9 protein-coding genes are annotated in these 13,558 nt (G+C 62.0%); 2 read left to right on the top strand and 7 right to left on the bottom strand.

What is annotated here, in order from left to right; genetic code table 11:
• Window positions 1–37 precede the first annotated feature (37 nt).
• Window positions 38–4,567 (top strand): glutamate synthase large subunit, encoded by a 4,530-nt coding sequence (gene gltB, locus DQ230_RS02915; protein WP_113911151.1) that lies wholly within the window; start codon window positions 38–40, stop codon window positions 4,565–4,567.
• A 70-nt stretch (window positions 4,568–4,637) separates the two neighbouring features.
• On the opposite strand, the gene DQ230_RS02910 is transcribed toward gltB, so the two are convergent.
• From DQ230_RS02910 to DQ230_RS02880, 7 genes are all read right to left on the bottom strand, one after another.
• Window positions 4,638–5,783 carry an iron-containing alcohol dehydrogenase gene (locus DQ230_RS02910; protein ID WP_113911004.1) on the bottom strand — a complete coding sequence of 382 codons (1,146 nt, stop codon included), beginning with the start codon at window positions 5,781–5,783 and terminating at the stop codon, window positions 4,638–4,640.
• Window positions 5,780–7,162, bottom strand: coding sequence for an aldehyde dehydrogenase family protein (locus tag DQ230_RS02905; protein ID WP_113911003.1), 1,383 nt, complete (start codon window positions 7,160–7,162; stop codon window positions 5,780–5,782). The genes DQ230_RS02910 and DQ230_RS02905 overlap by 4 nt, the downstream gene beginning before the upstream one ends.
• A 149-nt stretch (window positions 7,163–7,311) precedes the next feature.
• Window positions 7,312–8,694 carry a glutamine synthetase family protein gene (locus tag DQ230_RS02900; protein WP_113911002.1) on the bottom strand — a complete coding sequence of 461 codons (1,383 nt, stop codon included), beginning with the start codon at window positions 8,692–8,694 and terminating at the stop codon, window positions 7,312–7,314.
• Between the two features lie 78 nt (window positions 8,695–8,772).
• Window positions 8,773–9,813: a TRAP transporter substrate-binding protein gene (locus DQ230_RS02895; protein WP_113911001.1), complete on the bottom strand. Its 1,041-nt coding sequence runs from the start codon at window positions 9,811–9,813 to the stop codon at window positions 8,773–8,775.
• 56 nt (window positions 9,814–9,869) lie between these two features.
• A complete protein-coding gene (locus DQ230_RS02890; RefSeq protein ID WP_113911000.1) occupies window positions 9,870–11,189 on the bottom strand; it encodes a TRAP transporter large permease in 1,320 nt (439 codons plus the stop codon).
• The gene (locus DQ230_RS02885) at window positions 11,189–11,785 is read right to left on the bottom strand and encodes a TRAP transporter small permease subunit (RefSeq protein ID WP_113910999.1); all 597 of its coding nucleotides are present in this window, start codon (window positions 11,783–11,785) and stop codon (window positions 11,189–11,191) included. Before DQ230_RS02885 ends, DQ230_RS02890 begins: the two co-directional genes overlap by 1 nt.
• Entirely contained in the window at window positions 11,778–12,563 is a 786-nt protein-coding gene (locus DQ230_RS02880; protein WP_113910998.1) for an N-formylglutamate amidohydrolase, read from the bottom strand. The genes DQ230_RS02885 and DQ230_RS02880 overlap by 8 nt, the downstream gene beginning before the upstream one ends.
• An 85-nt stretch (window positions 12,564–12,648) precedes the next feature.
• Between DQ230_RS02880 and DQ230_RS02875 the strand changes: the two genes are divergently transcribed.
• Complete coding sequence (locus tag DQ230_RS02875) at window positions 12,649–13,539, top strand: MurR/RpiR family transcriptional regulator (protein ID WP_113910997.1); 891 nt, start codon at window positions 12,649–12,651, stop codon at window positions 13,537–13,539.
• The last annotated feature ends 19 nt before the right edge of the window (window positions 13,540–13,558 follow it).

Raw genomic sequence — 13,558 nt, 5'->3', positions numbered from 1 at the left:
CGACGCAGAGAAAAGCATCAGCCAAGAGGGTCCGAAAATGAGCGCATTTGATACAAATTGGGCCGACACTGAGGCCGCCAAGCGCGACTGGTTGGCCGAAAATGGCATGTATGCCCATGAGGAGGAGCATTCGTCCTGCGGGGTCGGCCTTGTCGTTGCGATCAACGGCAAGCGGTCGCGCCGGGTGGTGCAGGCGGGGATCGACGCGCTGAAGGCGATCTGGCATCGCGGCGCGGTGGATGCCGATGGCAAGACCGGCGATGGCGCTGGCATCCATGTGCAGATTCCGGTCAGCTTTATCTATGACCAGATCCGCAGGACGGGGCATGAGCCGCGTCAGGATCAGCTGGTGGCGGTTGGCCAGGTATTCCTGCCCCGCACCGACTTCGGCGCGCAGGAAGCGTGCCGCACGATTGTGGAAACCGAAGTGCTGCGCATGGGGCACACAATTTACGGGTGGCGGCATGTTCCGGTGAATGTTTCCTGTCTGGGCGACAAGGCCAATGCGACCAGGCCGGAGATCGAGCAGATCCTGATTTCCAATGCCAAGGATATCGACGAAGAGGATTTCGAGCGCGAGTTGTACGTCATCCGGCGCCGCATCGAGAAGGCGGTGATCGCCGCGAATATCAATCACTTCTATATCGCGTCGCTTAGCTGCCGGAGTATCATCTACAAGGGCATGATGCTGGCCGAAGAGGTTGCCGTATTCTACCCTGATTTGATGGACGAGCGGTTCAAATCGGCCTTTGCCATCTACCACCAGCGTTATTCGACCAACACATTCCCGCAATGGTGGCTGGCGCAGCCGTTTCGGATGCTGGCACATAATGGCGAGGTCAACACCCTGAAGGGTAACGTCAACTGGATGAAAAGCCACGAGATCCGCATGGCCTCCAGCGCGTTCGGCGATCTGGCCGAGGATATCAAGCCGATCGTTCCCGCGGGCGCCTCCGACTCGGCGGCGCTGGATTCGGTGTTCGAGGTGCTGGTGCGCGCCGGGCGCACCGCGCCGATGGCGAAGACCATGCTGGTGCCAGAGAGCTGGTCCAATCAGGCGCAGGCGCTGCCGCAGGCGTGGTGCGACATGTATTCCTACTGCAATTCGGTAATGGAGCCATGGGACGGCCCCGCCGCGCTGGCGATGACCGATGGCCGCTGGGTCTGTGCCGGGCTGGACCGGAACGGGCTGCGCCCGATGCGCTATGTCGTGACCGGTGATGGTCTGGTCATTGCGGGGTCCGAGGCGGGGATGGTGCCGATTGACGAGGCAACAGTCGTCGAAAAGGGGGCACTGGGACCGGGGCAGATGCTTGCCGTCGATATGGCCGAGGGCAAGCTCTATCACGACACGCAGATCAAGGACCGGCTGGCCGCCGCGCGCCCCTTTGGCGAGTGGACGTCCAAGATCAACGCGCTGGAGGATACGCTGACCAGCACGCCCGAGGAGGTCGGATATACCGGCGAGGATCTGCGCCGCCGCCAGATCGCCGCAGGCTACAGCATCGAGGAGCTGGAGCAGATCCTGGCGCCGATGGGCGAGGACGGCAAGGAGGCCATCGCGTCGATGGGGGACGATACGCCCAGCGCGGTGCTGTCCAGGCAATACCGCCCGCTGAGCCATTTTTTCCGGCAGAATTTCAGCCAAGTGACCAACCCGCCGATTGATTCCTTGCGTGAATATCGGGTGATGAGCCTGAAGACGCGCTTTGGCAATCTGAACAACGTTCTGGACGAGTCGGGCGCACAGACGCAGATCATCGTGCTGGACAGCCCGTTCATCGCCAACAGCGAATGGGACGTGCTGATGGCGCAGTTCAGCTCGGACGTGGGGCATGTTGACTGCACGTTTGTGCCCGGTCCCAATGCGCTGCAGGAGGGCCTGACGCGCATTCGCGCAGAAGCGGAGGATGCCGTGCGCAGCGGCGCGGGACACCTGGTATTGAGCGACAGGGGCACCGGCGCCGGGCGCATCGGGATGCCGATGATCCTGGCGACGTCAGCCGTGCATAGCCACCTGACGCGCAAGGGGCTGCGCACGTTCTGCTCGCTTAACGTGCGGTCGGCGGAGTGTATTGATCCGCACTACTTCGCCGTGCTGATCGGCGCGGGCGCGACCATCGTCAATGCCTACCTGGCGCAGGATTCGCTGGCCGACCGGCTGGACCGGGGCCTGCTGGACGGTACCCTGACCGAGGTGGTCGCACGCTATCGCAAGGCGATCGATGCGGGGCTGCTGAAAATCATGTCCAAGATGGGGATTTCCGTCATCTCGTCCTATCGCGGTGGCTTGAACTTCGAGGCGATCGGGCTGAGCCGCGCCATGTGTGCCGAGTATTTCCCCGGCCTCGTCAGTCGCATCAGCGGGATCGGGGTCAGCGGCATCCAGACGCAGCTGGAGCAAATTCACGGCAAAGCCTACGGCGCCCCGGATAATGTGCTGCCCATCGGCGGATTCTACAAATCACGCAAAACCGGCGAAACCCATGCCTGGGGCGCGCAGAACATGCACCTGCTGCAAACCGCCTGCAACACCGGCAGTTTCGATCTGTGGAAACGGTATTCGGCGGCCATGCAATCGGCGCCGCCGATCCATCTGCGCGACCTGATGGCGATCAAGCCGATGGGCGACGCGATCCCGCTGGGCGAGGTGGAATCCGTCACCGCGATCCGCAAGCGGTTCGTGACGCCGGGCATGTCGCTGGGCGCGCTCAGCCCCGAGGCGCACAAGACGCTGAACGTGGCGATGAACCGCATCGGCGCGCGGTCCGACAGCGGCGAGGGCGGCGAAGATCCGGCGCATTTCGCGCCTGAGGCCAACGGCGACAATCCCAGCGCCAAGATAAAACAGGTCGCGTCTGGCCGGTTCGGCGTGACAGCTGAGTATTTGAACCAATGTGAAGAGCTGGAGATCAAAGTCGCCCAAGGCGCCAAGCCCGGCGAGGGCGGACAGCTGCCCGGCATGAAGGTCACGGACCTGATCGCGCGGCTGCGTCATTCGACCAAGGGGGTGACGCTGATTTCGCCGCCACCGCATCACGATATCTACAGCATCGAGGATCTGGCGCAGCTGATCTATGACCTCAAGCAGATCAACCCCGATTGCAAGGTCACGGTCAAGCTGGTGGCGCAATCGGGTGTCGGCACCATCGCGGCAGGCGTGGCCAAGGCAAAGGCCGATGTGATCCTGATTTCCGGCCATAACGGCGGCACGGGCGCCAGCCCGGCCACGTCGATCAAATATGCCGGCCTGCCGTGGGAGATGGGCCTGACCGAGGCGCATCAGGTGCTATCGATGAACAACCTGCGCGACCGCGTGACGCTGCGCACCGATGGCGGGCTGCGTACCGGGCGCGATATTGTCATGGCCGCGATGATGGGGGCCGAAGAGTATGGCATCGGCACCGCGGCGCTGATCGCCATGGGCTGCATCATGGTGCGCCAGTGCCAGTCCAACACCTGCCCCGTGGGTGTTTGCACTCAGGATGAGGGATTGCGCGCCAAATTTACTGGCAACGCCGAGAAGGTCGTGAACCTGATCACCTTTTATGCCCAAGAGGTGCGCGAGCTGCTGGCCAGCATCGGTGCGCGGTCGCTGGACGACGTGATCGGCCGCGCCGATCTGCTGACGCAGGTCAGCCGAGGCAGTGCGCATCTGGATGATCTGGACCTGAACCCGATGTTGATCACCGTGGCCAATCAGGGCGCGCCGCTGGACCGCATGCGCCCGCGCAATCCAGTGCCCGACACGCTGGACGCCGAAATTGTGCGCGACGCTGCGCGGTTCCTGAATGATGGTGAAAAGATGCAGTTGCATTACGCGGTTCAGAACACACACCGCACCGTTGGCACGCGCGTGAGCAGCCATATCGTGCGCAAGTTCGGCATGAACAACAGCCTGCAAGCGGATCACCTGACGGTCAAACTGTCCGGCAGTGCGGGCCAGTCCCTGGGCGCGTTTGCGGCGCCGGGCCTGAAACTGGAAGTGTCGGGCGACGCCAATGATTACGTGGGCAAAGGCCTGTCAGGCGGCGTTATCGTGGTGCGCCCGCCCATGTCCAGCCCGCTGGAGGCCAGCGAAAACACCATTATTGGCAATACGGTTCTCTACGGGGCGACTGCCGGATACCTTTTCGCGGCGGGACGCGCGGGCGAGCGGTTTGCCGTGCGCAATTCAGGCGCGCATGTGGTGGTTGAGGGCTGTGGCAGCAATGGCTGCGAATACATGACCGGCGGCGTTGCCGTCATTCTGGGCCGGATCGGTGCCAATTTCGGCGCTGGCATGACCGGGGGCATGGCGTATCTCTATGATCCCGCCGGGCAGACCGCGCCGCTGATGAATCGCGAGACGATTGTGACCGGCCCGGTTCAGCATCCGCACTGGGAGGCGCATCTGCACGAGTTGATTCAGCGCCACGCCGATGAGACCGGCAGTCGCAAGGCGCTGGACATACTGCTGCACTGGGACAGGGAAAAGGCGCATTTTGTGCAAGTCTGCCCCATTGAAATGCTGGACAAACTGCCCCATCCGTTGAGCGATCAGAAAATGGCCGTACCGGCGGAGTAGGCGCGAAAAAAGCCCCGGAAGCATTGATGGCTTCCGGGGCTTTTCGAGTATTTTCAGGACGATGAAAGCCTTAGATGCTCGCCTCGTAGAGCGCGCGCAGGTTTGACTCGGTCAGTTTGACCGGGTTGCCGCCGCAGCTGGGATCCTTGATCGCCTCGCGCACCAGATCGTCGATGCGGGCGGCATCAACACCCATGGTGGACAGTTTACGTGGGATGCCCAGCGCGTCGTTGAACTCCTGAACGAAGCTGCAGAATCCGTCAAATCCGCCTTCGATATCCAGATATGCAGCGGCGCTGCGGAACCGGTCCCTGATTTCGGGCGCGTTCAGTTGCAGCACGGCAGGCATGCAGACGGCATTGGTCGTGCCGTGATGGGTGCCAAAGACGGCGCCGACAGGATGGCTCATCGCGTGGATCGCGCCAAGGCCCTTCTGAAACGCCGTCGCGCCCATCATTGCGGCGCTCATCATATGCGCGCGCGCCTCCAGATCACTGCCGTCGGCATAGGCGCGCGGCAGGTAATCCTTGACCAGGCGCATCCCTTCCAGCGCCATGCCCTGGCTCATCGGGTGGTAATGCGGGCTGCTGAATGCCTCCACGCAATGGGCGAACGCATCAAGGCCGGTGCCGGCGGTGATGAATTTCGGCATGCCGGTGGTCAGTTCGGGGTCGCAGATCACGACCGTCGGCAGCACCTTGGGGTGAAAGATGATCTTCTTAACATGCGTCTCGGAATTGGTGATGACGCTGGCGCGGCCCACTTCGGAGCCTGTTCCGGCGGTCGTCGGCACCGCGATGATCGGCGCGATCGCATCCGCATCCGCGCGCGTCCACCAGTCATCGACATCCTCATAATCCCAGACGGGGCGCGTCTGATGCGCCATGAAGGCGACCATCTTGCCCAGATCCAGACCAGAGCCGCCGCCGAAGGCAATCACGCCGTCATGGCCGCCCGATTTGTACGCGGCAACGCCGGCATCAAGGTTCTTCTCATTCGGGTTGGGATCAACCTCGGAGAAGATGCCGCGGCCAAGACCCGCGCCCTCCATGATGTCCAGCACCTGCGCGGTGATGGGCAGATCGGCCAGCCCCTTGTCAGTGACAAGAAGCGGCTTCTTGATGCCCGCCTGTGCGCAGGCGGCAGGCAATTCGGCAATGCGGCCAGCGCCGAATTTGATCGAGGTCGGGTAGGACCAGTTTCCTGTCAGGTTCATTTTGTCACCTTCTTGAGATGGTAGGATTTCGGGCGCGTCAGATTTTGATATCCGATAATGGACAATCCGCCGCCTTTGCCAGTGTCCTTGCAGCCTGTCCAGCACAGACCGGGATCCAGATAGTCGGCACGGTTCATAAACACGGTGCCCGTCTCGATGCGGTCGCCCACGGCCTGCGCGCGGTCCAGATCGGCGGTCCACAGGCTGGCGGTCAGGCCGAAATGGCTGTCGTTCATCAGCTCGATGGCCTCATCGTCCGACGACACCTTCATGATGCCAACGACGGGACCAAAGCTTTCGTCGCGCATCACGCGCATGTCGTGGGTCACATCGGTCAGGATCTGCGGGGTCAGATAGGCGCCGCCGTCATCTGCGGCCATCGGGGCGATATGCGCCTTTGCGCCCGCGGCCACGGCCTCGTCTATTTGCGCGCGCACCTCCTTGGCAAAGCGCACATGCGCCATCGGCCCAATAGTTGTCTCTTCGTTCAGCGGATCGCCCAGCGTATAGCCCTCGACAATCCTGACCGCCTTTTCGACAAAGGCGTCATACAGGCTCTCATGGACATAGATCCGCTCGATCCCGCAGCAGCACTGACCTGAATTGAACATCGCCCCGTCGATCAAGGTATCGACCGCCGCATCCAGATCCGCGTCTTCCATGACATAGCCGGGATCCTTGCCGCCCAGTTCGGTCGCGACAGGCGTGAATGTCCCAGCCGCCGCCTGCTCCATGCTGCGCCCGCCACCGACGGACCCGGTGAAGTTCACGAAATCCACCGCGCGGTCCGCAATCAGCTGCGACGTGGTATCGTGGCCAAGGAACACGTTCTGAAAGACATCCTCTGGCACACCTGCCGCATGAAATGCCTGCGCCATCCGCTCGCCGACCAGCAGGGTCTGGGTCGCGTGTTTCAGCAAAACGGTGTTACCCGCGATCAGCGCGGGCGCGACGGTGTTGATGGCCGTCATGTACGGGTAGTTCCACGGCGCCACCACCAGAACCACACCATGCGGCAAACGCTTGATATAGCGGGTAAACGTGGCGTCCTCGCCCACCTCGATATCGGCCAGCGCCTCGGCGGCGATCGCGGCCATGTGCGACGCGCGCTCGTTGAAGCCGCCAAATTCGCCGCCGAACCGGACAGGCCGGCCCATCATGCGCGCCAGTTCGGGCACCACTTCGTCATTCATCGCGCCAACGGCTGCAACGCCGTCCATCACCAGCCGGATCCGGTCATCCAGCGGGCGCGCCGCCCAGTTGACCTGCGCCATGCGCGCCCTGTCCGCTGCGGCGCGCGCGGCATCCAGATCCAGCGCCTCGCGCGTGGCAAAGACCGATCCGTCAATCGGTGAAATGCATGTAAGTGTCTCGCTCATTGGTAAGCCTATCCAGTTTCTACTAAGGCGCCGCACCTTGACCCTGAAAAACCCGGTCAGGGCAGAACGCTTCGGGCATGTCATTCTTCTTGCCCTAAATATCCCCGCCGGAGGCTCCGGCGATTGCCTTCAGCGCATCCGGTTGCGGTCTAGCACCGCTCGAACCCGCGCGCGATTTCATAGTCGGTGACGGCGGCCTCGAAATCCTCGATTTCGACTTCGGCGGCGCGGGTATAGTGATCGACCACATCATCGCCCAGCGCGGCGCGCAGCATGTCCGACGCCTTCAGCGATGCGCAAGCATCGCGCAGGTTGGTCGGGATCATGCCCTCATTGCCCGAATAGGCATCCCCCTTGAAGGGCGGCGAAAGGTCCAGCTTTTCTTCAATCCCGGCGATCCCTGCGGCCAGTTGCACTGCCATGGCAAGGTAGGGGTTGATGTCCGACCCGCCAACGCGGCACTCGACCCGCACGGCCTTGGTGCCGTCGCCGCACAGGCGGAAACCGGCGGTGCGGTTATCGACCGACCAGATCGTGCGCGTGGGCGCAAAGGTGCCGGACCGGAACCGCTTGTAGCTGTTGATGTAGGGGGCCAGAAAATAGGTGTAGTCGGGCGCATATTTCAACATGCCGGCCAGATAATGCTTCATCAACGCGGACATGCCCAGATCGTCAGATGCGTCGAAAAACGCGTTTTCGCCGTCTTTCCACAGCGATTGATGCACATGGGACGAACTGCCCACGCGGTCGCGGCTCCATTTCGGCAAGAAGGATACAGCGTGGCCCTGCTGCCACGCAATCTCCTTGGTCGCGTGTTTGGCGATGGTGTGGAAATCGGCCGTATCCAGCGCGGCGGCATATTTGATGTTCAGCTCTTCCTGGCCTGCCTCGGCCTCGCCCTTGGTGCATTCGATCGGCAGGCCGGCATCCCACAGATGATTGCGCAACGGGCGCATCACATGCTCTTCCTTGGTGGTCTGGAAGATGTTGTAATCTTCGTTATAGCCCGAAATCGGCGCCAGATCGCGGTAGCCGTCCTTGCGGAGTTCATCGAAGCTTTTCTCGAACAGGAAAAACTCCAGTTCGGTGGCCATCATCGCGGTGAAACCCATCTTTTCCAGCCGCGCCAGTTGCGCCTTGAGCATCGCGCGCGGGGAATGGGCAATCGGCTTGTGCGTGTGATGGTCCAGCACGTCGCACAGCACCATGACGGTGCCCTCCAGCCACGGCATCGGGCGCAGCGTGTCCAGATCCGGCGCCATCACGTAATCGCCATAGCCCGTCTCCCAGCCTGTGCTGGCGTATCCTTCGGGCGTGGACATTTCCAGATCGGTGGCCAGCAGGTAGTTGCAGCAATGCGTTTCCTTGTAGGCCCCGTCGATGAAATGCCTGGCGTGGAACCGCTTGCCCATCATCCGGCCTTGCATGTCGACAAAGCAGACCAGCACGGTATCGACGCTGCCGTCCGTCACCTGTTTCTTCAGATCGTCAAAGCTAAGCGCGGGGGTCTGCGCGTGGGTCTGGGCGGGCATGGCGTACCTCGTGGTAAAACTGATGGTGGGGCGGTGCGCCCCGACAATATGCCGGAGCGCCCCGATCTTAGACGCTGATCATTCGAAGGAATAGGGCACGCCCGCCTTGCCGATCACGTCGTTATAGTCGCGGAAGATCTGCACGACCTTCTGGTGAACTTCGCCTTCCTGAGCGATCTCGTCCCAGAAGGTGACAGCCGCCTCTTCGACGGTCTTCCATTCCTTTTGCGGGATCGAACGCAGTTGCAGCTTGTCACCCTGCGCCCGCAGACGCGCCTCGCCGCCCCAGTACCACTGGTTGCGGTAGGTGTGCGATGCTTCGATTCCGGCCATGACGATCTGCTTCAGATGCTCGGGCAGGTCGGCCCACTGCTTGGGGTTCACAAAGAACGATCCGATCCACGCGCCCGAGATGTTGTTGGTCAGGAAGTAGTCGGTGACGTCCGCCCAGCCCACCGTGTAATCCTCGGTGATGCCTGACCATGCCATGCCGTCCAATTCGCCGGTTTGCACCGCCACCTCGGCATCCTCATAGGGGATGCTGACCGGCACGACGCCGAACTGCGACAGGAACCGGCCCGCCGTTGGGAAGGTATAGAGCTTCAGACCGTCCAGATCCGCCAGCGACGTGATCTCGCGCGTGGTGTTGAAGTTGCACGGATCCTGGCCCGCCGCCGACAGCCATTTGACGCCGACCTTTTCGTATTCCGCATCCCAGATCTCGGCCAGACCGTACTGATTGAACAAGGCCGGCACATCGAGGATATGCTTGGTCGCCAGCGGGAAATAGCCGCCGAACTGTTGCAGTGGCGTGGGCGAGGCCATGGAATCGTCGTCCGAATGCACGCCGTCGATGGTGCCGCGCTGAAGCGCCTGGAACATCTCGCCGGTGGGCACGATCTGATCGGCGTAGAACAGCTCGATCTCCAGCTCGCCATTGGCGGCGTTGTTGATATAGTCGATGGCCGGTTTCGTCACCTCGGCGCCCAGCGCGGCGCCGGCATAGGTCTGAAAGCGCCACTTGATGGCTTCCTGCGCGCGCACGATGGACGGGGCGCCCAGCGCGGTCGCTGCCGTGCCGATACCGGCGGAGGCCAGAAACTTTCTGCGGGTAGTCATGGTATTTCTCCTTGTTGAGGTCATTCGGTACGCTCCTTTTCGGAGTTCTTATGTCGTTAGTTATACACCAGATCCGGCAGCCACAGAGCGATCTGCGGGAAGGCCATGACAGCCGCCAGCGCCACGAACATCACCGCCACGAACGGAATGATCGACCTGTAGATATCTATGATCGAAATTTCCGGCGGCGCCATGGCGCGCATCAAAAACAGGTTATAGCCAAAGGGCGGTGTCATATAGGCAATCTGGCAGGTGATCGTGTACAGCACGCCGTACCAGATCAGATCAAAGCCCAGCTCGCCCACCAGCGGCACGTAAAGCGGCGCAACGATGACCAGCATCGCGGTGTCGTCCAGAAACGTCCCCATCACGATAAAGCTGAGCTGCATCAGGATCAGGATGATCCACGGGTCCAGCCCCCACTGCGCGGTGAACAGATCCGAGATCGCCTTGACCGCGCCCAGCCCGTCAAAGATCGCGCCAAAACCGAGAGCGGCAAGGATGATCCACATGAACATGCAGGAAATACCCAGCGTGTTGCGGACCGAATTTTCAAACACCTCGCGCGTCATCCGCCCCTTGATAACAGCGGCCAGGAATGCGGCCATTGCGCCGATTGCGCTGCTTTCCACCAGCGACGTCCAGCCTTTGACAAACGGCACCATCATCACCGCAAAGATGATCAACGGCAGCAGACCCGACCGCAGCAGGCGCAGCTTTTCGCGCGTGCCGACGTTGCGCTCCTCCGCCGGCAGGGGCGGGCCAAGGTCGGGCTGAATCTTGCAGCGGACATAGATATAGATGATGAACATGGTCGCCATCATCAGGCCGGGAATGACGCCCGCCAGCCACAGCTGACCCACCGGCTGGCGCGCGATCATCGCGTACAGAACCAGCACCACGGAAGGCGGCACAAGGATACCCAGCGACGATCCGGCCTGGATGACGCCAGTCACCATGATCTTGTCATAGCCGCGCTTCAAGAGTTCCGGCAGCGCGATGGTCGCGCCGATGGCCATGCCTGCGACCGACAGGCCGTTCATGGCCGATATCAGCACCATCAGCAGGATAGTCCCGATGGCCAGACCGCCGCGCACCGGGCCCATCCAGACGTGGAACATCTTGTACAGATCATCGGCAATGCGCGACTCAGACAGTACATAGCCCATGAAGATGAACATCGGCAGCGTCAGCAGCGGATACCACTTCATCAATTTCATCGCGGCGGAAAACGGCATATCCGCCCCGCCCGTGCCCCACAGCAACATGCCGCCCGCTGCGGCGACAAAGCCGATGGCGCCGAACACCCGCTGACCCGTCAGCAGCATCAGCATCATCGTGCTGAACATCAGGATCGCAATCATCTCGTATGGCATCAGATCTCTTCCCCGCGAATGCGGCCGATATCGCGAAAAAATTCAGCGGTGACTTGTAGCAGCATCAGGGTGACGCCGATGATCATGATCGTTTTGACGGGCCAGATATAGGGGCGCCAGGCTGTCGGGCTGCGCTCCATGAAGCCCATCTGCTCCTTGGCCGCTGACGGGCCTTCGGTGATGAGCGTGGTAAACAGCCCCCAGAAGAAGCTGAACGGCTCGCCGGTGAAGTGGCCCAGCGAATAGGCGGTCGATCCGATCGCGCCATACAGCAGAACGCCCAGATAGAACATCAGGAACAATACGGTAAACGCGTCCATCCATGCCTTTTGCCGCATGGTCCAGTTGCCGTAAAACAGATCCATCCGCACGTTCGATCCCATCTGGATCGCGTATGGGCCGCCCAAAACGTAGAACGCGACCATGACGAATTGCGCCATTTCCAGCGTCCACAGCGTCGGCTCGAAAAACGTCTTGGAGACGGACGACCACATCAGCACGCCGATCAGCGCAAAGATCAGGTACATGGCGATGCGCCCGATGAAATAGTTCATCGCATCGACGCCGCGCACGAACCCCCGGATGACTTTAGGCATTGGCGCCCCCCTCGGGTTGCAGACCCAGATCAATCAGCGCAGGCCGGATCATCGCGCAGAGTTCCTGCCCGATATCGGCGACATCCTCGGGTGTTTGCAGCAGATCGTTGCGCACTTCGATCATCACGTTCGGCAGGCCATGCGCCATGCCGTGAATTTGCAGCGAATGGGTCACGCCGTCCTCCGGCCCATAAGGCTGATTGCGGTGGATCACCCGCTCTGCCGCCTTGGCGGGGCTGTGCAGGATCGCGTCGGCCAGATCGGAATCGCAGTCGTGCAGGATGCCGATTTCCGTCTCGCGCGTTTCGCCATAATAAACCGGGGTAAAGCTGTGGACGGTGATCACCGCAGTCGGCTGGCGCCGCTGCTGCCGCGCGGCCACGACATTGGAGACCGCCGCGCAAAACGGGCGATAAACCGTATCGGTCCGCTCTGCCCGCTGCGCGTCCGTCAGGCCGACATTGCCCGGCACCTCGATCAGTTCGGATTTTTCAGGCATGGCCGATGCCGCCTCGGGCGGGCGGTTGCAGTCATAGACCAGCCGCGACACGGTGGCGGCGATCAGCGTTCCGTCCAGACAATCGGCCAGATACACCGCCAGATCGCGCGCGCCGGGATCCCAGGCCGCATGGCTAACCGCAGCCTCGGGCGTCAGGCCCAGACCATTGTAGCGCTCGGGAATGGCATGCGCGGCATGTTCGCACAAAACAAGCGCGGCACCCTTGGCATCCGCGCCGATAATCTCGACCATTGCATCTGTCTGCGGCTCGCCCTGCATGACATCCCCTCGCTGTTTGGAAAGATGTTTCCACGTTGTCCATTTTCTGTCAATATCTTCTCAAAGCTATTTCGGAGAAACTGCCATGAGCCAGACCTCCCCATCCGCCGGCCCGTCCGCCGGGCGCACCGTGCGCGAGGCGATCCGCGCTCATTACGGCGCGCTGACAGCCTCCGAACGTAAATTCGCCCAAGCCTTGCTGGACAATTACCCGGCCGCCGGCCTTGCCTCGATCACCATCGCGGCGGCCAACGCCGAGGTGTCCACGCCGACGCTGGCGCGGTTGGTGCAAAAGCTGGGTTTCAAGGGCTATCCGCAGTTCCAGCAGGCCCTGCTGGCCGAGCTGGAGGCCAAGGCATCCGGCCCCACCCAGCGCCGCGATCAATGGGCCAGCGAGGTGCCTGAATCGCATCTGCTGAACCGCTTTGCCACTGCCGTCGGCGACAATATCCAGCAGACGCTGGCCAATCTGGACAGCGCGCAGTTCGACGCCGCAACGCAGCTGCTGGCCGATACGGACCGGCGGCTATACGTGGTGGGCGGGCGCATCAGCCGGGCGCTGGCCGATTATGCCTTTACCCATTTTCAGGCGGTGCGGCGGCGGATCACCCACATGACCTCCAGCTCGGCCACATGGCCGCATTACGTTCTGGACATGAGCGAGGGCGATGTCCTGCTGCTGTTCGACATGCGCCGGTACGAGACGAACCTGCTGCGCCTTGCGCAGCTGGCCACCGAACGCGGCGTTGCCGTGATCCTGATCACCGATCAATGGGCCAGCCCCGCCGCCGCCCATGCGCGGCACACGTTCCATTGCTGGACGCAGATCCCGTCGGCATGGGACAGCAACACCTCAACCATGATGCTGCTGGAGGCGCTGATCGCCGCCACGCAGGAGGCGAACTGGCCCGAAACGCGCGACCGTTACGAACGGCTGGACAGTATTTTCGACGCGGCGCGGTTGTTTGAGAAGTGACGCTCAGGCCGGTCTAACG

It is taken from the genome of Roseovarius dicentrarchi (assembly GCF_003316635.1).
GTDB lineage: Bacteria > Pseudomonadota > Alphaproteobacteria > Rhodobacterales > Rhodobacteraceae > Roseovarius > Roseovarius dicentrarchi.
Note: the sequence above shows the minus strand (reverse complement) of the source record. Positions and strands in the feature narration are given on the sequence as shown.

What these genes read in the sequence shown, in the direction of transcription:
- gltB (WP_113911151.1), top strand. Translation starts at nt 38, where the DNA reads ATGAGCGCATTTGATACAAATTGGGCCGACACTGAGGCCGCCAAGCGC.
- DQ230_RS02910 (WP_113911004.1), bottom strand. Translation starts at nt 5,783, where the DNA reads ATGAACCTGACAGGAAACTGGTCCTACCCGACCTCGATCAAATTCGGC.
- DQ230_RS02905 (WP_113911003.1), bottom strand. Translation starts at nt 7,162, where the DNA reads ATGAGCGAGACACTTACATGCATTTCACCGATTGACGGATCGGTCTTT.
- DQ230_RS02900 (WP_113911002.1), bottom strand. Translation starts at nt 8,694, where the DNA reads ATGCCCGCCCAGACCCACGCGCAGACCCCCGCGCTTAGCTTTGACGAT.
- DQ230_RS02895 (WP_113911001.1), bottom strand. Translation starts at nt 9,813, where the DNA reads ATGACTACCCGCAGAAAGTTTCTGGCCTCCGCCGGTATCGGCACGGCA.
- DQ230_RS02890 (WP_113911000.1), bottom strand. Translation starts at nt 11,189, where the DNA reads ATGCCATACGAGATGATTGCGATCCTGATGTTCAGCACGATGATGCTG.
- DQ230_RS02885 (WP_113910999.1), bottom strand. Translation starts at nt 11,785, where the DNA reads ATGCCTAAAGTCATCCGGGGGTTCGTGCGCGGCGTCGATGCGATGAAC.
- DQ230_RS02880 (WP_113910998.1), bottom strand. Translation starts at nt 12,563, where the DNA reads ATGCAGGGCGAGCCGCAGACAGATGCAATGGTCGAGATTATCGGCGCG.
- DQ230_RS02875 (WP_113910997.1), top strand. Translation starts at nt 12,649, where the DNA reads ATGAGCCAGACCTCCCCATCCGCCGGCCCGTCCGCCGGGCGCACCGTG.